At 70.6% G+C, this 19,339-nt stretch carries 16 protein-coding genes; 15 read left to right on the forward strand and 1 reads right to left on the reverse strand.

Translation table 11 applies throughout. The features are described 5' to 3' along the window. Positions 1–121: 121 nt before the first annotated feature. The gene (locus V8688_RS25715; RefSeq protein ID WP_218716414.1) at positions 122–748 is read left to right on the forward strand and encodes an NUDIX hydrolase; all 627 of its coding nucleotides are present in this window, start codon (positions 122–124) and stop codon (positions 746–748) included. A gap of 48 nt (positions 749–796) precedes the next feature. Here V8688_RS25715 and V8688_RS25720 read toward each other — a convergent pair whose 3' ends face one another. Further along, a complete protein-coding gene (locus tag V8688_RS25720) occupies positions 797–1,540 on the reverse strand; it encodes a metallophosphoesterase (RefSeq protein WP_342801871.1) in 744 nt (247 codons plus the stop codon). Positions 1,541–1,713: 173 nt separating this feature from the next. Between V8688_RS25720 and V8688_RS25725 the strand changes: the two genes are divergently transcribed. The 14 genes from V8688_RS25725 to V8688_RS25790 all read left to right on the forward strand — a co-directional run. Further along, on the forward strand, positions 1,714–3,390 hold the full coding sequence (locus V8688_RS25725; protein ID WP_342801872.1) for a fatty acyl-AMP ligase: 1,677 nt from the start codon (positions 1,714–1,716) through the stop codon (positions 3,388–3,390). A 28-nt stretch (positions 3,391–3,418) separates the two neighbouring features. Beyond that, positions 3,419–3,685 carry an acyl carrier protein gene (locus tag V8688_RS25730; RefSeq protein WP_218716417.1) on the forward strand — a complete coding sequence of 89 codons (267 nt, stop codon included), beginning with the start codon at positions 3,419–3,421 and terminating at the stop codon, positions 3,683–3,685. Beyond that, entirely contained in the window at positions 3,682–7,902 is a 4,221-nt protein-coding gene (locus V8688_RS25735) for an aminotransferase class I/II-fold pyridoxal phosphate-dependent enzyme (protein ID WP_342801873.1), read from the forward strand. The genes V8688_RS25730 and V8688_RS25735 overlap by 4 nt, the downstream gene beginning before the upstream one ends. A 128-nt stretch (positions 7,903–8,030) precedes the next feature. Continuing rightward, entirely contained in the window at positions 8,031–9,032 is a 1,002-nt protein-coding gene (locus V8688_RS25740) for an alkaline phosphatase family protein (protein ID WP_342801874.1), read from the forward strand. Between the two features lie 162 nt (positions 9,033–9,194). Then, positions 9,195–11,564: a RelA/SpoT family protein gene (locus tag V8688_RS25745; RefSeq protein WP_218716420.1), complete on the forward strand. Its 2,370-nt coding sequence runs from the start codon at positions 9,195–9,197 to the stop codon at positions 11,562–11,564. A 278-nt stretch (positions 11,565–11,842) separates the two neighbouring features. Next, entirely contained in the window at positions 11,843–13,423 is a 1,581-nt protein-coding gene (locus V8688_RS25750) for a cutinase family protein (protein WP_308248358.1), read from the forward strand. Positions 13,424–13,478: 55 nt separating this feature from the next. After that, entirely contained in the window at positions 13,479–14,534 is a 1,056-nt protein-coding gene (locus V8688_RS25755) for a hypothetical protein (RefSeq protein ID WP_255586869.1), read from the forward strand. A 12-nt stretch (positions 14,535–14,546) separates the two neighbouring features. Next, complete coding sequence (locus V8688_RS25760) at positions 14,547–15,401, forward strand: hypothetical protein (RefSeq protein WP_342801875.1); 855 nt, start codon at positions 14,547–14,549, stop codon at positions 15,399–15,401. Then, a complete protein-coding gene (locus V8688_RS25765) occupies positions 15,398–16,042 on the forward strand; it encodes a hypothetical protein (protein WP_218716422.1) in 645 nt (214 codons plus the stop codon). Before V8688_RS25760 ends, V8688_RS25765 begins: the two co-directional genes overlap by 4 nt. Before the next feature lie 94 nt (positions 16,043–16,136). Continuing rightward, positions 16,137–16,433, forward strand: a complete 297-nt coding sequence (locus tag V8688_RS25770; protein ID WP_022566424.1) for a hypothetical protein — start codon at positions 16,137–16,139, stop codon at positions 16,431–16,433. After that, complete coding sequence (locus V8688_RS25775) at positions 16,430–16,684, forward strand: hypothetical protein (protein ID WP_218716423.1); 255 nt, start codon at positions 16,430–16,432, stop codon at positions 16,682–16,684. The genes V8688_RS25770 and V8688_RS25775 overlap by 4 nt, the downstream gene beginning before the upstream one ends. An 11-nt stretch (positions 16,685–16,695) precedes the next feature. After that, entirely contained in the window at positions 16,696–17,292 is a 597-nt protein-coding gene (locus V8688_RS25780; RefSeq protein ID WP_218716424.1) for a hypothetical protein, read from the forward strand. Further along, positions 17,289–18,104, forward strand: a complete 816-nt coding sequence (locus V8688_RS25785) for a hypothetical protein (protein WP_316575426.1) — start codon at positions 17,289–17,291, stop codon at positions 18,102–18,104. Before V8688_RS25780 ends, V8688_RS25785 begins: the two co-directional genes overlap by 4 nt. Before the next feature lie 89 nt (positions 18,105–18,193). Beyond that, the coding region (locus V8688_RS25790; RefSeq protein ID WP_342801876.1) for a hypothetical protein at positions 18,194–19,339 on the forward strand (1,146 nt) is incomplete at its 3' end.

The following is a 19,339-nucleotide window of genomic DNA, read 5'->3' on the forward strand; positions in this document are numbered from 1 at the left end:
CGTGAACGAAGCCGGTCGGCGGGGCCGTGCCCGCGGCGGGCTCGGCGGCGGCGCGCGCAGCGAGAACGCGAGGGCGGCGCGGGTTCCCATTCGGCGCGCGCTTGCGGCAGGATGGGACGACGTGGAGCAATCCGTCGTATCGATCGATGTCGTCACGTTGCGGTGCTGGGAGGCCGACAGCGCGGTGCGCATCGGGATCGCCGCTCGCGAGTTCGAGCCGTTCACCGGCGAACTCGCGCTGCCCGGTGTGCTGCTGGGCCGGGGCGAGCGGCTGGCCGAGGCCGCCCGGCGGGCGGTGCACACCAAGCTGGGTGTCCCGGTCGAGGCGATCGGCGCGGTCGGTCAGCTGGTCACTTTCGACGAACCGCACCGCGATCCGCGCGGGCCCACCCTGTCGATCGCCATGTGGGCCGTCGTCGCCGAGCACGAGGGACCGGCCGAGTGGGTCGAGTTCGACGCCGTGCCGCCGCTGGCCTTCGACCACAATCGGATCGTCGAGACCAGCCGGACTCTGCTGGCCGGCCTGCTGTGGAAGGACCCGACCCTGACCAGGGCGCTGGCGGGCGAGGAGTTCCCCGCCACCCGCGCGGTCGACCTCAGCACCTCGCTGCACGGCACGCGTCCCGACCCGGCCAATCTCAATCGCACGCTGGCCGCGATCCCGGGGCTGGACCGCACCGGCGAACGGCGGCGGGTGAAGGCCACCGGTCGGCCCGCGGTCGTGTGGGCCTTCGGCGAGACGGCGTAGCAGGTCGCCGAGGCGCACCGGCGTGCTGAGGGTGGTGACGCCGCGTGGCTATGCGGCGGCGGCGACCGGTAGGTCGTAGACCGCATACGTCCGGCGCAGCACCGGGTAGGACACATTGCGCACGGGAACGCCTCCCGTGGTCGTCCCGTATTCGGTGCCGGCGTGCGCATGGCCGTGGAGAGCGAGGGTGGCGCGGCCCGCATCGATCGCCTCGCCCAAGGCGTGGCACCCCAGTCCGGGATAGATGGGCGTGGGTTCGCCGACGAGCGTGTCGACGACGGGGGCGAAGTGGGTGAGGGCGATCCGGAGGGCACAGTCGAGGCCGTCGAGCGCCTCGCGCAGGCGCTGGGCGTCGACGGGTCCGCGGCGCATCCTGGCCCGATGCTCGGCCGAACCGGAGCCGGGATCACCAGGGTGGCCGGGGAAGCCGCCGGAGCCGCCCATCACCCCGGCGATCCCGACCCGCTGCCCGCGGATCGTCAGCGTGGTCGAATCACCGTCCAGGACAACCACACCGGTCTCGGTGAGCCGCCGCGCGATGAACTCGCCACGGTTCTCGTCGTGGTCGTGATTGCCCAGGACGGCGACCACCGGGACCGGGAGACCGGCCAGTTCCGCGCACAGAAGCGTGGTATTCGCCCGGGTGCCGCCCTCGGTGAGATCACCACCCAGGACCAACAGGTCGGCATGGCGGTCGAGGCCGAGGAAGCCGGGCCGGAACTTGCCGGCGACGGCGGGTCTCAGGTGCAGGTCGGCGGTGGCGGCGAGACGGATCGGCGCGATGTTCCCCACCCGCCAAGGAGGCCACAGCGAGAGACGGCTGTCAACGCGATTCCCGGTCCACCAAGGGGGCGAGCATGCCCACCCTGAGGGTTCGGCGGGTGGCCCCTGAGGTCTCTTCCGGTGCGCGGTGCAGGAGCGCAGAGTAGTAACTACGCCCCCGACCCTCCCGAAGGAACCACGACATGCAGTCGAGCTACGTGCACCACGTCAGGCAGCAGTTCTCCCGGTACGCGGACACCCGTTCCTACATCTACCTGCGGGAATCCGGTCGGGACCTGGTCGAGGAGGTCGTGACCTTCGGCGAGCTCGACCGCGATGCCCGCGCGTTTGCCCAGTGGTTGTCCGAGCAGCCGGAGTCGGCGCGGCCGGTGGTGTTGCTCTACCTCGACGGGATGGCGTTCCTGCGCGCGTTCCTCGGCTGCCTGTACGCCGGTGTCGTCGCCGTCCCGGCACCGCTGCCGCACGAGGACCGGGCCGCGCAGCGGGTGCGCGGCGTCGTCGCCGACTCCGGCGCCCAGCTCGTGCTCACCACCGCCGACTTCGCCGCGCTCGTCGCGTCCACCACCACCGCGACCGTCGTCGCGACCGACCAGCCGCTCGGCGACGCCGACGCCTGGCAGCTGCCCGACATCGACCTGGGCACGATCGCCTTCCTGCAGTACACCTCGGGCTCGACGGGCACGCCCAAGGGCGTCGTCGTCACCCACCGCAATCTGCTGCACAACGAGGCCGCGATCGTCGCGGGCGGGATGACCGAGGGGTCGACCGGGGTGAGCTGGATCCCGCAGTTCCACGACATGGGTCTGATCGGCATGTTGCTCGGCGCCGCCTACGTGGGCTCGAACCTGGTGTTCATGGCGCCGACGACGTTCATCAAGCGTCCGGTTCGCTGGCTGCAGGCCATCGACCGGTACCGGGCGAGCTACACCGCCGCCCCCAACTTCGCCTACGACCTGATCCTGCGCCGGGTCACCGACGAACAGCTCGCCGAGCTCGACCTGAGCAGCCTCCGTGCCGCCCTCAGCGGCGCCGAGCCGGTGCGGGCCCGCACCATCGAGGCGGTGCTGGAACGGTTCGCGCCCGCCGGACTGCGCCCCACCGCGTTCCTGCCCGCCTACGGGCTGGCCGAGGTGACCCTGCTGGCCAGCGCCGCGGCGATGGACGCGGCACCGGTGTACTACGACCGGCCGGGCGATGCCCCGCTGGTCGGCTGCGGTCGCGCGGCCGACGGCCTCGAGATCCGCATCGTCGACCCCGCGACCCGCACGGAGCTGCCCGACGGGGCCACCGGGGAGATCTGGGTGCGCGGCGACAGCGTCGCGGCCGGGTACTGGAACCGGCCCGCCGAGACCCGCGAGGTCTTCGACGCCCATCTCGGCACCGAGGGACCGTTCCTGCGGACCGGCGATCTGGGCTTGCTCCACGACGGTGACCTGTTCGTCGCGGGCCGGCTCAAGGACCTGCTGATCGTCAACGGCCGCAACGTCCACCCGGCCGACGTCGAGGAGCTCGTGCAGCAGCTGCACCCCGCGCTCGCGGGCAACGCGGGGGCGGTCGTCTCGGTCGATGTCCTCGGCCGGGAACGACTGGTGGTGATCCAGGGTGTGCGGCCGGAACTGCTCGGTGACGACACCCTGGCCGGGCTGACCTCCGCGATGAAAATCGCGGTGGCGCGCGGATTCGAGGTGCCCGCGCCGAATGTGGTGCTCGTCGCGGCCCGCTCCGCACGGTCGGTGCATCGCACCACCAGCGGCAAGATCCAGCGCGGCTCGATGCGCGAGGCGTTTCTCGCCGATCGCCTCGAACGGGTACTGCACGAGGACCTCGAACCGGCGCTCGACCGCGCGCTGACCGCCTGATCGACCCGACCACAGCCAGGAGCCGACCATGTTCACCACCACCGCCCACCCGTCGACCGGTATCCAGGACTGGCTCGTCGAGCGCGTCGCCGACTACACCGATCGCGCCACGCACCAGGTGGATCCGTCGATCCCGCTGGCCGAACTCGGCATGGACTCCGTCTCCGCCGTCTCGCTGTGCGGGGAGATCGAGGACCGCTGGAACCTCGAGATCGATCCGACGCTGGTCTTCGACTACCCGACCATCGCCGCGATCGCGGGCTACCTCGCCGACGAGTTCGCTGACGCGGCATGAGCGACATCGCGATCGTCGGGCTGGATTGCCGCTTTCCGCAGGCGGCTGATCCGGCGGCACTGTGGCAGCTGCTGCTCGACGGTCGCGACGCCATCTCGGCGGTCCCGGCGAATCGCTGGCACGCCGAGGACTTCCACGACCCGGCGGGCGGACCCGGCACCATCAACACCCACAGCGGCGGATTCATCGACGACGCCGACGCCTTCGACCACGAGTTCTTCGGGATCACCCCGCACGAGGCGGAGACGATGGACCCGCAGCAGCGGCTGCTGTTGCAGGCCACCTGGCGCGCCTTCGAGGACGCGACCGTCGATCCCCGGGAACAGGCCGGGTCGCGCACGGGCGTGTACATCGGGGTGATGGCCAACGAATGGGCCAATCTGCAGATGTCGGACTACGCCGCGATCACTCCGCAGCACGGCTCGGGCAACGGCTACTTCATGACCGCCAACCGGCTGTCCTACCAGCTCGACCTGCGCGGCCCGAGCCTGGCGGTCGACACCGCGTGCTCGTCCTCACTGGTCGCGGTTCATCTCGCCTGTGCCGCACTGACTTCCGGTGACTGCGAGCAGGCCGTCGCCGGTGGTGTGAACCTGGTCCTCACGCCGGCGGTCGGGGTGTTCTACACCCAGGCGGGGCTCTCGGCACCCGACGCGCGCTGTAAACCGTTCAGCGGCAACGCCGACGGGATCGTCCGCGGCGAGGGCGTCGCGGTGCTCGTGCTGCGCCGCCTCGCCGACGCGCAGGCCGCGGGACTGCCGATCTACGCGGTGATCAAGGGCAGCGCGGTGAACTCCGACGGGCGCAGCAACGGCATCAGCGCGCCGAACCGGTGGGCCCAGCAGCACGTGATCGCCGAGGCCTGCCGCCGGGCCGGGATCGAGGCCGGGGCGGTCGACTTCATCGAGGCGCACGGCACCGGGACGGTGCTCGGCGACATGATCGAGGTCAAGGCGCTGGGCGGGCTGCACGGGCGCGACCGCGCGCGGCCCTGCGGAATCGGGTCCATCAAAGGCAATCTCGGCCATACCGAGGGCGCGGCCGGAGTCGCCGGGCTCATCAAGGTCGCGCTGAGCCTGCACCACGGTGTCGTCGCGCCGACCCGGTTCGCCGAGCAGGAGAATCCGCGACTGCAGCTGGAACGGCACGGGTTGCGCCTGCTCGCCGAACCGATGCCGCTGACCGGACCGGCGCTGGCCGGGGTCAGCGGCTTCGGCATCGGTGGCACCAACGCCCACCTCGTGCTGGCCGGTGCGCCGGTCGAGGAGTCCGTGCCCGCGAGCGGCGGCGGTGTGCTCACGGTGTCGGCGGACAACGCGACAGGGCTGGAACGCAACGCGTCTCGGCTGGCGGATGCGCTGGCGGCGGTGCCCGCGGACCGGTTCGCGCAGGTGTGCTGGACGAGTAATCGCGTGAAATCGTCGGGGCGGCACCGGCTCGCGATCGTGGCGGACGATCCGGCCGAAGCGATCGCCCGCCTGCGAGCCGGAGCGGAATCCGGGGTCGCGGGTCCGGTGCGGGTCGGCTGGCTGTTCACCGGGCAGGGGTCGCAATTCGCCGGAATGGCCAGGGCCGCCGCGGCGGCGAGCCCGTCGCTGCGGCGGGCACTGGGGACCGTCGACGCCGCGATGGCTGCGCACCTGGGCGTCTCGGTCCGGGAACTGCTGCTCGACGACACCGTCGACATCGATCGCACCGAGCTCGCGCAACCGGCGATCTTCGCCATGGAATACGCACTGGCGCAAGCGCTCGCCGACGCCGGCGTCCGCCCGGCCTGGGTGCTCGGACACAGCATCGGGGAGTTCACGGCCGCCGCGGTAGCGGGGGTGATGAACCTCGAGGACGCCTGTCGGCTCGTCGTCGCGCGCGGCAGGCTGATGCAGCGACTGCCCGAGGGCGGTGCGATGCTCGCGGTCCGGGCGACGCGCGAGCAGGTCGCCGAGCTGCTCGCGGCCGCACCCGCGGTCGCCGTTGGCGCGGTCAACGGGCCCAGCGATCTGGTGCTCTCCGGCGACGCCACCGCGCTGGGCCGGATCCGGGCCGTCCTCGCCGAGCGGGGGATCGTCGCCAAGCCGCTGACCGTGTCGCACGCCTTCCACAGTCCGCTCATGGCACCGATGTGCGCGGAGTTCGCGGCCGTCGCCCGCGACTGCGCCTATCGGGTGCCGACCCTGCCGATCTATTCGACCGTGCGCGGCAGGCTGCTCGCGCCGACCGAGACGATGGATGCCGACTACTGGACCGAACACATCGGCGCCACCGTCCTTTTCGGCGACGCGCTGACGGCGGCGCTCGACACCGATCCCACCCACGTCGTGGAGATCGGCCCGCGCCGCATGCTGAGTCCACTGGTCGGCCGGGCGCGGCCCGACCTGCTGCCGCGGTGCCTGGCGCCGAGTCCCGGCCCCGGCGCGACCGGGCGCGAACTCGCCGAGACCGTCGCCGCGCTGTATCGCGACGGCCTCGAACCCGACTGGGACCACCTCTACGAGCCCGCGCAGCGCGTCCGTCGTCGGCTGCCGGTCTACGACTTCTCCACCGAGCACCGCTTCTGGATCGAACCGACCACCCTCACCCCACCTGCCCCGTCGGCGGAGGACACCACCATGGACCAGATGATCGCGCTCTTCCGCGAACAGAACGCGCTGCTCGCGCGGATGGCGCCGGGCGCCACGGCGACCGTCGCGCCGCCGTCGGCGGGGCCCGGCGCGGCCGCGGTCGATCCGAACGCGGTCGCCGACGTCGTGCGGGCCGAGTGCGGGCGGGTCAGCGGATTCGCGGTCGACCGGCTGCGCGACAGCGAAACCCTCACCGGCGAACTCGGATTCGACTCGATGATGCTGTCGGACCTGTTCGGTGGATTGATGCGCAAGCTGCCGGGGCTGCAGGTGGACCCGTCGTGGCCGAGCGCCGCCACCACCGTCGGTGATGTGGTCGGGTACGTCACCGGTCAGGTGGCCGGTGGGCCCGCGCCCACCCCGGTGGTGCCCGAACCGGCGCCGGTGACGGTCGACGCGGAGTACCGGATCGCGGACTTCCCGGAGGTGCGGGCGATCGAGGACCGGATGACCGGGGCGGCGGCGCTGGGCCTGGACAATCCGTATTTCCTGGTCAACGACGGTGTCACCCGCGACACCTCGGTGATCGACGGTGTCCCGGTGCTCAACTTCTCCAGCTACAACTACCTCGGGCTCTCCGGTCATCCGGCGGTGGTCGCGGCCGTCCAGGACGCCGTCGCCCGGTACGGCAGCTCTTGCTCGGCCAGCCGGGTGCTCTCCGGCGAGAAGCCGGTGCACCGGGAACTGGAGGCCGAACTCGCGGGGCTGCTCGGCACCGAGGACGCGATCGCGCTGGTCGGCGGCCACTCCACCAATGTCACCATCATCGGGCACCTGGTCGGGCCCGAGGACCTGGTGATCCACGACAGCCTCGCCCACGACAGCATCCTGCAGGGGTGCGTGCTGTCGGGCGCGACGCGACGGCCGTTCCCGCACAACGACCACGCGGCCCTGGACCGGCTGCTCGGCGAACTGCGGCCCCGCTACCGCCGGGTGCTGATCCTGATCGAGGGCGTCTACAGCCAGGACGGCGACATCCCCGACCTGCCCGCGATCATCGAGATCAAGAAGCGGCACCAGGCGCTGCTGATGATCGACGAGGCGCACAGCATCGGTGTGCTCGGCGCGCACGGCGGCGGCATCGGCGAACACTTCGGCGTCGATCGGAGCGATGTCGAACTGTGGTCCGGGACCATGTCCAAGGCGCTCGCCGGATGCGGGGGATATGTGGCGGGCAGCGCCGAGCTGATCCGCTTCCTCAAGTACACGACACCCGGGTTCGTCTACAGCGTCGGCATGACGCCGATGAACGCCGCCGCCTCGGCCGAGGCGATCCGGCAACTGCGCGCCGACCCCGCCCCGCTGGCGCGGTTGCGGCACAACGCGCGGCTGTTCCTGGAGCTGGCCCGCGCGGCCGGGATCGACACCGGTGACAGCGCCGACACCCCTATCATCCCGTGCATCGTGGGCGATTCCCTCCGGACGCTGCGGCTGTCGAACACGCTGCTGCGCCGGGGGATCAACGTCAATCCGATCATCTACCCGGCGGTCCCCGAGGACCTCGCGCGGCTGCGGTTCTTCGTCACCGCCTGTCATGCCGAGGACCAGATCCGCGAGACCGTCGCCGTGCTCACCGAGGAGCTCGCCGCGTCGGCCTAGGTGAAGCGGCAAGGCACTGTTGGCCTCTCGTTCAGCGGGGCGACCGGGACGCGCGGCGGCGGTGAAACGTCGATGAACACCGCCGTGCCGCCCTCGCCGGGCCGTCCGCGCTGCCGCATCGTGAGGACATGCGCGAGATGTCGGCTCCGGCGCGGGTGTTCGTCGCGCTGGCCACCGCCCTGCTGACCCTTCCGGTGCTGTGCTCGGCCGCGGGCTCCGACACCGACTTCGACAGGCCCGTCCCCGCCGTCGACGCGACGGCCGCGTTCGGTGTTCCGCGCCCCGGCGGACCCGTCGCGAAGGTCGTGGTGATCGGGATCGACGGGCTGCTGTTCGACAAGGCCGACCACGTGCAGGCGCCACGCCTGCGCCACCTCGCCGCCCAGGGACTGCTCTCGCGCGGCAGCATCGCCGGGCACATCACCGTCTCCGGGCCGTCGTGGGCGAGTGCGCTGACCGGCGTGTGGGACACCGAGCACGGCATCACCGACAACGGCTTCGGCACGGGCCCGTTCCTGGCCCATCCCAGCGTGTTCACCCGGATCGAACGGGCCGACCCCGCTCGGCACACCGTCTCGATCGGCACCTGGGACCAGATCGCCACCATCGCGCGCAGCGGCGACCGGCGCGCCGACCTCGCGCTGACCACCGCCCCCGATCCGCGCGACGTCGACGAGTCGGCCACCGACGCGGGCACCGCCACCGAGGCGGCGCACACGATCGAGCGCACCGGGCCCGATCTGGTCGTCACCCATCTCGACCTGGCAGGCCATCGGCACGGCGGCGCCTCCCGCGCCTATCTGGCGGCGATCCGGCGGGTCGACGTCCTGATCGGGCAGATCGTCGCCGCCGTCGACCGCCGCGCCGCCGGCCACCCGCGCGAGCGGTGGACCGTCCTGGTGACGACCGATCACGGGCACCGCCCGGCCGGTGGACACGGCGGCCAGACCCCGGACGAGACCGCCAACTTCGTCATCGCGCGCGGCCCCGACTTCGCCGCGGGCACCGCGACCAGCGCGTACACCCTGGTCGACGTCACCCCGACCGTGCTCGACCTGCTCGGCGCCCCGCCGGGCAGGCTCGACGGCCGCAGTGTGCGGACCCCGCGGCCCCCGGTCGACGAACGCTGAACGATCCGCAGGTCGAGGCGGGTTTTCGGGCCGAGTCGCGACCGTCGCACGCCTGTGACCGCAGGGAATCGAACACCAGGTCGGTGTGGGGACTAAAGTTGGTGGTCCGGGCGGTTGCAGCACTCGGCCGACAGGTCCGAATGCAGCGTGAGAGGCGGTGGCATGACTCGACAACTCGGCGAGGCGAAGGTTGGGCAGGAGTCCACCGGCGCCCCGCGGAACGACGGTGCCCCGGCGACCCCCGAACCGGCCAAACAGTCACCGACCGCCTCCGTGCCCAGCTCGGCCTCACGGCGGGTGCGGGCCAGGCTCGCGCGCCGGATGACCGGCCAGCGCGGCATCGCGGCGGTCAAGCCGGTGCTGGAACCGCTGGCCACCGTCCACCGGGAGCTGTACCCGAAGGCCAACCTCGCGCTGCTGCAGCGCGCCTTCGACGTCGCCGACGAGCGGCATGCCAAGCAGTTCCGCAAGTCCGGTGATCCCTACATCACCCACCCGCTGGCGGTCGCCAACATCCTCGCCGAACTCGGCATGGACACCACGACGCTGGTCGCGGCGCTGCTGCACGACACCGTCGAGGACACCGGCTACTCGCTCGAGCAGCTCAAGGAGGAGTTCGGGCAGGAGGTCGCCCACCTCGTCGACGGCGTCACCAAGCTCGACAAGGTCAACCTCGGCGCGGCCGCCGAGGCCGAGACCATCCGCAAGATGATCATCGCCATGGCCCGCGACCCTCGCGTGCTGGTGATCAAGGTCGCCGACCGGCTGCACAACATGCGCACCATGCGCTTCCTGCCGCCGGAGAAGCAGGCCAAGAAGGCCAAGGAGACCCTCGAGGTGATCGCGCCGCTGGCACACCGCCTCGGCATGGCCACCGTCAAATGGGAGCTCGAGGACCTCGCCTTCGCGATCCTGCACCCCAAGAAGTACGACGAGATCGTGCGCCTGGTCGCCGACCGCGCGCCCTCGCGCGACACCTACCTGCAGAAGGTGCGCGCCGAGATCATCAACACCCTGGCCGCGTCGCGGATCAACGCCGTCGTGGAAGGCCGCCCCAAGCACTACTGGTCGATCTATCAGAAGATGATCGTCAAGGGGAAGGACTTCGACGACATCCACGACCTGGTCGGCATGCGCATCCTGTGCGACGAGGTCCGTGACTGCTACGCCGCGGTCGGCGTGGTGCACTCGCTGTGGCAGCCCATGGCGGGCCGGTTCAAGGACTACATCGCCCAGCCGCGCTACGGCGTCTACCAGTCGCTGCACACCACCGTCGTCGGCCCCGACGGCAAGCCGCTGGAAGTGCAGATCCGCACCCACGACATGCACCGCACGGCCGAGTTCGGCATCGCCGCGCACTGGCGCTACAAGGAGACCAAGGGCAAGCACTCCGGTGACGCCGCCGAGGTCGACGACATGGCGTGGATGCGCCAGCTGCTGGACTGGCAGCGAGAGGCCGCCGACCCCGCCGAGTTCCTCGAATCCCTGCGCTTCGACCTGAAGTCGCCGGAGATCTTCGTGTTCACCCCCAAGGGCGATGTGATCACGCTGCCGCAGAAGTCGACCCCGGTCGACTTCGCCTACGCCGTGCACACCGAGGTCGGGCACAAGTGCATCGGCGCCAGGGTCAACGGGCGCCTCGTCGCGCTGGAACGCCAGCTCGAGAACGGTGAGGTCGTGGAGGTGTTCACCTCCAAGGCGCAGAACGCGGGCCCGAGCCGGGACTGGCAGAACTTCGTCGTCTCGCCACGCGCGAAGGCCAAGATTCGCCAATGGTTTGCCAAGGAACGTCGCGAGGAAGCCCTCGACAGCGGCAAGGAACAGATCTCCAAGGAGGTCCGCCGGGTCGGGCTGCCGCTGCAGCGGCTGATGAGCGTGGACGCGATGACCGCGGTCGCCCACGAACTGCACTACTCCGACATCTCCGCGCTCTACACCGCCGTCGGCGAGCACCAGGTCTCGGCGCACCACGTCGTGCAGCGGCTGATGGCCCAGCTCGGCGGCATCGGTGACGTCGAGAACGAGCTGGCCGAACGGTCGACGCCGTCGACGACGCCCAGCCGTCAGCGGGTCACCGGAGACGCCGGCGTGCTCATCCCCGGCGCGCCGGGCACGGTGGCCAAGCTGGCCAAGTGCTGCACGCCGGTGCCGGGCGACGAGATCATGGGCTTCGTGACCCGAGGTGGCGCGGTGAGCGTGCACCGGACCGACTGCACCAATGCCGGATCGTTGCAGGAACAGTCGGAGCGCATCATCGAGGTCGAGTGGGCGCCGTCGCCGTCGTCGGTGTTCCTCGTCGCCATCCAGATCGAGGCGCTCGATCGCACCCGGCTGCTCTCCGACGTCACCAAGGTGCTGGCCGACGAGAAGGTCAACATCCTGTCCGCCTCGGTGGCCACGCACGGCGACCGCGTCGCGATCAGCAAGTTCACCTTCGAGATGGGCGACCCGAAGCACCTGGGTCATCTGCTCAATGTCGTGCGCAATGTCGAAGGCGTCTACGACGTCTACCGGGTGACCTCCGCGGCCTGACCCGAACCCCGGCCCGGGCACTCTCGTTCGCGAGGGTGCCCGGGCCGCTGTCTGCGGGAACACAGCTGGTAGATCGCCAGAAGATTGCTGGGACAACGGGGTTTGCCGGGGGCAGTGAAAGGGCCATTTTGGGCAGGGGTTCGGGGTCCCGGAATCTGTTACGGTTTACTGCGTTTCAACGCTCCACTGGTCAGCCGAAACGGACTGTGATGCGGATCGATATGGCTCGGTGCACGACACGACTCACGGGGACGATCATCGCGTTCACCGTCGCTTCGGTGACGGTATCGGCAGGCGCGGCCACCGCGGACGAGGCCGCGCCCGGTGCTCCGTCCACCCAGGTGTCGATCTCGGCGTGTCCGGCACTGTACGCCTTGGGGATTCAGGGCACAGGAGAATCGTCACCGGACGCCGCCCCGAGTACCGACACCGGCATGCTGTCGACGGTCTTCCGGCCGATGTTCGCCAAGGCTGCTGAGCCGGGGCTGGTCGATCGCGCGTACGTCCCGTACGAGGCCGGATTCGGCGGCGCGGTACCGGGTGGGGCGGTGCCCTACACGCAATCGGTCGACGGTGGACTCGAGCGGCTGCGATCGATGGCCGCCCAGGTCGTGCAGCGCTGCCCGGACTCGCGCATCGCGGTGGTCGGGTATTCGCAAGGCGCCCACGTGGCCTCGTTGTTCGCCCAGGAAGTGGGCGCGGGCACCGGGAAGATACCCGCCGACAAGGTCGCCGCGGTCGCGTTGTTCGCCGACCCGACCCGCGGCGCGAACGCTCCGGTGTTTCCCGGCGCGCCCGACCGCACGACACCGATCGCGGCACCCGGTACCTCCGGGGAATCCCTCGACGCCGTGGCCGCCGTACGCCAGGCCCCCGCGCCCGGCGGTGGGCTCGGCGCGAGCGACACCCAGCCCGCCGATTTCGGTAAGCTCACCGGGCGCGTCGCGAGCTTCTGCGCGACAGGTGATCTCGCCTGCGACGCGCCGCAGGGCGCCCCGCTGCTGCGGGCGGTGGCCAATCTGGTCAGCCAGGTGAAACTGTCCGGTGGCGACCCGATCGGCTCGCTGGTCTCGATCGCGCAGGCGCTGGCCTTCACCTCCATCAAGACGGCCTCGACGGTGGTCGACGAGGATATTTCCGGCAGCACGCTCGCGGATGTCTCGCTCTCGCCGAAGAAGACGATCTCCCAGCGCATCGCCGACGCCTCCGACCCGCGCGGTCAGCTCGACGTGAACGCCGCCTACCAGGCGCTGCTGAAGGTCGGGATGATCGGGCTCAACGCCGTCGTCACCGTGGTGAAGACCGTGCTCAATCCGGCGAGCATCGCCGAATTGGCCACCGCGACACTGTCCAATCCGCTGGCCGGGCTCACCCTGCTCGGCACCAAGCTCGTCGGCGCGGTGCCCCAGCTCGTGCCCCCGACCACCGGGATCCGGCTGGTCAACGAGGCTTATACGGCCGTCCAGCAGAACATCACCGACAACGCCGAGCTGCTCGACGTGACCACCTGGGTGCGCTACTGGGACACCACCCAGCGCCACGACGCGTACTCGCGCATGGGCGTCGGCGCGCAGGGCGCGACCCCGACCCAGTACGTCGCGGACTGGTTCGCCGCCGTCGCGCGGGACGCGGCGAGCGCCTCGGGACAGGGTGCGGTCCCGGTCGGCGGATCGGACAAACGCAGTGCCGGAATCTTCACCAGCCCGACCGGCGCGTCTACGACACCCACACCTTCCGGTGGGGGACAATTTCCGTTCGGGACAGGAGCCGATGGCGCCTCATCCGGCGGCGCGACGACTCCGCCTGCCGCGTTACCCGGAACCACCGCTCCCACCACCCGTCCGTTCTCTGTGAACTGATCACCGAGAGGTCTGCAATGCGAATCCTTGTGCCCGGCGCCGCGGAAAGGGGGGAATGTTGAAGTCGTACAACGAACTGTCGCGCTGGTACTCGGCGCTCGAACCGGAGACCGAGGCAGCCGACCCTGCGCGCCAGGACACCGCCGACCCGGCGGCGGGCGAGGACGACGGTCCCGCCCGATATTCGCAGCGCCCCGAGCGCGCCCCGTCCGCCGCACCGGCAGCCGAGCCCACCGGGCCCGTGCCGGCCACCACGGCGGCGGACGCGCCGAACCGGACGCCCGGGGACGAACACCGCGACGCCTACTACGGTGTCGCCGGCGACTACGACCGCCCGGTCCATCCGGCGCCGCCGTACCCGGTCGACGTCGCACCGGAGCCCGCGCCCGCACCGCCCGCCGAACTGGCCGCGCGGCGCAGCGAATTCACCGGTGGCTGGTCGGACTGGGTCGCCGAACCCGCACCGGGCCCCGACGACGAGTACGACGCGGAACTGGTCCAGTTCCCCTGGACCGACGCCGCCGACGACGAGTACGACGAGGCGCGCGTACTCGAGCCCTCCGGCGCGCTGCGCGCCCGCAACCGCAATCGCACCTGGATCGTGCTCGCCGTCTCGGTGCTGGTGCTCGTCCTCGCCGCCACCGGTGTGTTCTTCCTGCTGTTCGGCCGCGGGGGCGACACCGCCAAGCACGCCGCGCCGCCGCTGCACTTCACGGCGGGCAACCTGACCGCCGAGGCGCCGGGTCCGTGCCCGACCGAACGCACCGGCGCCGTGGTGCGCAGTGCCGAGGCCGGGGGCACCGACTCCGGCCCCGACGCCGTGCTGGCCTTCCAATACGCCTACTACGTCAACCGATCGGGGGAGCAGGCCCGCGCGGTCGTGACCCCGGACGCCGATGTCTCGCCGGCCGCCGTGATCCAGCGCGGCATCGACTCCATCCCGGTGGGGACCACCCACTGTGTGCGGATCACCACCGTCGCCGCCGACCGGTACACGGTGGAGGTCACCGAGTTCCGGCCCGCGGGCGCACCGGCCACCTACACCAAGCAGTCGGTGCGCACAGCGCTGGTCGGCGATCGCACGCTCATCACGGGCATCGCGGCAGGGTAAGGAGCAGAGGCGATGACAGACGACTGGAGCCGATGGCTCGACGACGCCCCCGAGGGGGAGCCGTCGGGTGACGCGGCGCGTGACCCGGCTCCGGTGGTGCGGTTGCGGCGCAAGACCGGCGAACGTTCCGAGGGCGCTCGCAGACCGATCCTCGTCGTGGGCGGCTGCGGCGGCGCGGGCACCACCACGACCGCGCTCGGCCTGGCCGCCGAACTGGTCACCGAGGGCGCGGCCACGGTGGCGGTCGACGCGACCGCCGCGGGCAGCGATCTCGCCTTGCGCGGCGCCGACAAGCACCTGCACCCGGTGAATCTGCAGTCGTGGGTGTACGGCCGCGGCGACGACGAACCCGCCCCGATCGAGGACTGCCTGTCCCGCTCCACCTCCGGCTTCGGGCTGCTCTGGCGCGACGCGACGCCGCTGCGCCGGCGCGCGACATATCTCACTGTCGCCAGGGCTTTGACCACCGGCGGGTACACCGCGGTCTACGACGGCGGCAGCCCGATTGCCGGTCGGCAACTGCGCCCGCTGCTCGACGACGCCGATATCGCACTGGTCCTGACCATTCCGGCCCGCGTCGACGCGGCCAACCGCCTGCGGGTGACGCTGGAATGGCTCGACGACCACTACGGCGACGACGGCGCCGGAGTCGTGGCGGACACGACCATCGTTGTCTCCCACCAGTATTCGCACGACGACTCGCGCGTAGCCGAGCATTTGCGCGAGCATCTGTCCGGCTGGGTACGCGAGGTCGTCGAGATTCCGTACGACCCGCATCTGGCCCGCGGTGAGCTGGTTCGGCACAGCGAGCTGGCCGAGCCGACGCGTGCGGCATATGGGCGGTTGCTCGCCGGGGTGGCATCATGACGGCCGCTATGAATCTTCGTCGTCGTCGTGAACCGACGCCCGCCGGCGTCGGCGTCGTCGCACCGCCCGAATCGCTGCGCGCGCCGATCTGGGAGCGTCCGGTACCCGGGGTCGGCCGCGCGCCACTGGTGTGGCTGCTCGGCGTCCACGGTGGCTCCGGTGCCACCACGCTCGCGCATGTGCTCGCGCCCGCCGCCGATGCCCGGGGCAAGTGGCCCGGTGTGTTCGAGCGCGAATCCCCCTACGTCGTCCTCGTCGCGCGTGAGACCATCTCCGGCCTCACCCGCGCGCACGACCTGCTGCGCCAGCACCACGCGTTGCTGGCCGGTCCGGCGCTGGTGCTCGGCCTGATCACGGTCGCGGCCCGCCCCGGCCGGGTGCCGCCGGAGATCCGGCGCTACCGCGACGTGGTCGGCTCGCTGGCCGGGCACGTCTGGCAGGTGCCGTGGATCGAGGAATGGACGCTCGTCGAGTCCGAGGCGCTGCCGGTGTGGTCGCCCGGGGACGAGATCGCGCCCAGGAAACGCCGGGCCGATCCGCTCGACGAGGTACCGGCCGAGATCGGTGAGCTCGGGACCGATCTGATCGCCGCGATCCGGGCGAGCATCGACGATCCCACACCGGGGGAGCGTCGATCATGATCGCCGGGCAAGCCGGCCGCCGGTGGTGTACAAACGTGTGTCGGCGTCGAAGTGTTTGTGGCACAACACCTTTACAGTGGGAGAAAGGCACCCGATGAGCATGATCCTCCTCGCCGTGCAGGACACGTACGGCACCGTCCTGGCCCAGGTGGGTAATCCGACACCGGAAGCTCCTCCCGGCTCGGAGAAGATCCTGCAGCTGGTGCGGTATCTCACCTGGTTCGTGCTGCTGTCGGGCATCTGCGGTATCACCTACGCCGGCGGCAAGTTCGCCTGGGAGCGCTGGACCGGCGGCGGCCTCGAGTCGCCGAAGATGGTGGCGGGCGCCATGATCGGCGGTGTCGTCGCGACCAGCGCGGGCACCATCATGAACGCGGTCATCGGTACGTGATCACCGTGTTCGCCTACAAGCAGATCCCGGCCGACGTGCTGGCGCCGATGATGCAGCTGCTCAACTGGCTGCTCTGGTTCGTCCTGCTCTCGTGCCTGGCCTGGATGATCCTGTCGGCAGGTCGGCTGTGGATCGCGTTCCGCTCCGACCTGGCCGTCAACGACGCCTCGCACGGTGTCCTGATGAGCCTGCTCGGTGCCGCGGTCGCCAGTACCGCCTCCGCGATCGCGCTGGCGTTCCTGCCGGCGTGAGGGGGAGCACCATGACACGGCCGGTCGCGGTCGGTATCGCGTTGCTGACCGCGGCGGTGGGCTGCGGCCGCGGCGGTGATACCGGCCCCGATCTGTCCGCCGCCCCGACCGGGGTGCGCTGGCAGGACTACCAGGGCATCGCCCTGCCCTTGTCCGATCAGGGGCCGAGCTCGGTGACTCAGGGCGCCGCCACGGGTTTCGAGCATTCCCCGCGCGGCGCCGGGCTGGCGGCGCTGACGCACACCATCCGGTTGTCGGTGGCGCCCGACAACCAGTGGGCCACCGTGGTGAATCAGGAACTGGTGCCGGGTCCGGCCCGCGACGAGTGGGCGATCAACCGGGTGCAGTTGTCGATCACCGGACCCGCCGCGCCGGAGTACGCGCCGAGATTGTTGGGCTACAAAATTACCGAATACCGTGACGAACAGTCCCGAGTCGATGTCTACACCGAATATTCGGACAGCTCACGTGCCGTGAACCACACCACGGTCGGCTGGTACGGCGGAGACTGGCGGCTGCAATTGCCCGACCCGCAGTCCACCGACCGACCCGTCGACGCGATCGACGAACTACCCACCGACATCGTGACATTGGAGGCACCGAAGTGAGCGTGAAGGAGCCGGGCGCGCGCGACCGCGCTTCTTTCGGCATGATCGCCTCGGGTGCGCTGCTCGCCCTGATCCTGGTCGTCGGCGCGGTCGTGTACTTCACCAGCAGTGGCGGGACCGAGGACGACGTCGCACCGCCGCCTGCGCAGGCCGCGGGCGGAACCGGTTTCGCCGATCCCGAGGTCGATCTGTTCGGCAGGCGGGTCGACGTTCCGAACAATCCGGCAGGCCAGCCGCTCGCGCAGGACCCCTCGACGCAACGTTCGCCGGTGGATTCGGACTGGCTGACCGCCGCGCCCGAGGGCACGACGAAACCGCACGGCTGGCAACGGGTCTACGGCGCGTCGGTGCCGTTCTCCACCTCCGACGGTCCGGCCCGGATCGAGGACGGTCTGGCCGTCGGCTACGCGCGCACCCCGCAGGGCGCCGCGCTGGCCGCCGCGCAGATCACCTACCGGCTCAACGCCAGGCCGGCCGACCGTTCGCTGTACGTGACACAGGTGCGGGTCAGCACCGCGCAGCTGGCCGCCTACGACTCGGCGCTGTCGAGCGACCGGCTGCCGAAACAGCAGCCGGAGAAGGTGACCCGCTATTTCGTGGCGTCGGACGCGTTCAAGATCGACGACTACGCCGACGACATGGCGATCGTTCGGCTCGCCTCGCGCGGGCCGGTGATCGACGGGAAACAGTTGTATGCCGCCATGCGGATGATCGTGGTGTGGGACGCGGGCGACTGGCGGCTCAAGCCGTCGTCGACGACCAACACCCAGACGGAATACGTGGAATCGCTGGCGGGGTGGACGAAATGGTGAGCATCGGTGTACAGCACAGCCCGGATCGATTCCCTGCGGACCATCGAGGGGTGCCAACAATGCTGAGGCGAATACTCACAATCTTCGCGGTGATCTTCACCGTGATGATCGCGACGCCGACCGTGGCCTACGGCCAGACCTACGGCTTCGACCAGGCCTGTAACGAACTGCACGACACGCTCGACGGTGTCGCCATCCCCGGGATCTCCCTGGGTGACGCGGCCTCGGCGGTGTGCAAGGCGGGCAACGCCGCCTCGCATCCGGGCGACGCGGCGACCGCGGTCAAGGACAAGGCCTGGGACTCCACCTTCGGCAAGGTGGTCGACTCGCTGATGAAGGGTCTCGGTGAGGCGCTGATCCTGGCGCTGACCTTCTGGATGAAGGTGCCCAACGAGGCGGTGAGCGACTCCGGCGCGCTGTTCACCAAGATCAACGACTACACCTATCAGATACAGATGCTCTTGCTGATCGCGTCGGTGATCATCACCGGCGGCCGATTGGCCGAGGCCAGACGCGGGGCGGCCGTGAGCGAGGCCGCCGAGTCGTTCCGGTTGTTCGCCCGGGTCGTGTTCAGCTCGTGGATGCTCGGCGCGGTGATCGTCGCGGGCACCCGGGCCTCGGACAAGTTCTCGGAGTGGATCATTCAGGACGCCACCGGCGGCAATGCCAAGAACATGGCCGAGCTGATGGTGAAGACGTCGAAGTTGCAGGCGTTCTCGCCCGGTCTGGTGCTGATCATCGCGATCGTCGGCCTGCTCGGCGCGCTCGCCCAGATCGTGCTGGCCATCGTGCGGCAGGGTCTGCTGGTGGTCGCCGCCGGCGTGCTGCCGCTGGCCGCGGCGGCGTCGGCGACCGGGACCGGCAAGCAGTCGTATCAGAAGCTGGTCGGCTGGATCATCGCGTTCATGCTGTTCAAGCCGGTGGCGGCGATCGTGTACATGATCGCGTTCACCACCGCGGGACATGTCGACGAGACCACGACCTCGGGCGGTTTGCCGGAAGGTGAACAGGCCCAGCGGATGCTGGTCGCGCTGGTGCTGCTGTGCAGCGTCGCGTTCGTGCTGCCCGCGCTGATGCGCCTGGTGGCGCCCGCCGTCGCCACGGTCGGCACCGGTGGTTCCGGTCTGATGGTGGCCGGTGGTACCGCGGTGGGCGCGATGGCGCTCGGCGCGATCGGCACCAAGGCGGTCGCCACCCGGCCCGCCGCCGCCCCCGGCTCGGCGGGCTACTTCGGC

The organism is Nocardia sp. No.11 (assembly GCF_038752175.1).
Taxonomy (GTDB): domain Bacteria; phylum Actinomycetota; class Actinomycetes; order Mycobacteriales; family Mycobacteriaceae; genus Nocardia; species Nocardia canadensis.

Excerpts from the sequence above, each read along its gene's own strand:
- V8688_RS25725 (WP_342801872.1), top strand. The coding sequence starts at position 1,714 with ATGCAGTCGAGCTACGTGCACCACGTCAGGCAGCAGTTCTCCCGGTAC.
- V8688_RS25730 (WP_218716417.1), top strand. The coding sequence starts at position 3,419 with ATGTTCACCACCACCGCCCACCCGTCGACCGGTATCCAGGACTGGCTC.
- V8688_RS25735 (WP_342801873.1), top strand. The coding sequence starts at position 3,682 with ATGAGCGACATCGCGATCGTCGGGCTGGATTGCCGCTTTCCGCAGGCG.
- V8688_RS25740 (WP_342801874.1), top strand. The coding sequence starts at position 8,031 with ATGCGCGAGATGTCGGCTCCGGCGCGGGTGTTCGTCGCGCTGGCCACC.
- V8688_RS25745 (WP_218716420.1), top strand. The coding sequence starts at position 9,195 with ATGACTCGACAACTCGGCGAGGCGAAGGTTGGGCAGGAGTCCACCGGC.
- V8688_RS25755 (WP_255586869.1), top strand. The coding sequence starts at position 13,479 with ATGTTGAAGTCGTACAACGAACTGTCGCGCTGGTACTCGGCGCTCGAA.
- V8688_RS25760 (WP_342801875.1), top strand. The coding sequence starts at position 14,547 with ATGACAGACGACTGGAGCCGATGGCTCGACGACGCCCCCGAGGGGGAG.
- V8688_RS25765 (WP_218716422.1), top strand. The coding sequence starts at position 15,398 with ATGACGGCCGCTATGAATCTTCGTCGTCGTCGTGAACCGACGCCCGCC.
- V8688_RS25770 (WP_022566424.1), top strand. The coding sequence starts at position 16,137 with ATGAGCATGATCCTCCTCGCCGTGCAGGACACGTACGGCACCGTCCTG.
- V8688_RS25780 (WP_218716424.1), top strand. The coding sequence starts at position 16,696 with ATGACACGGCCGGTCGCGGTCGGTATCGCGTTGCTGACCGCGGCGGTG.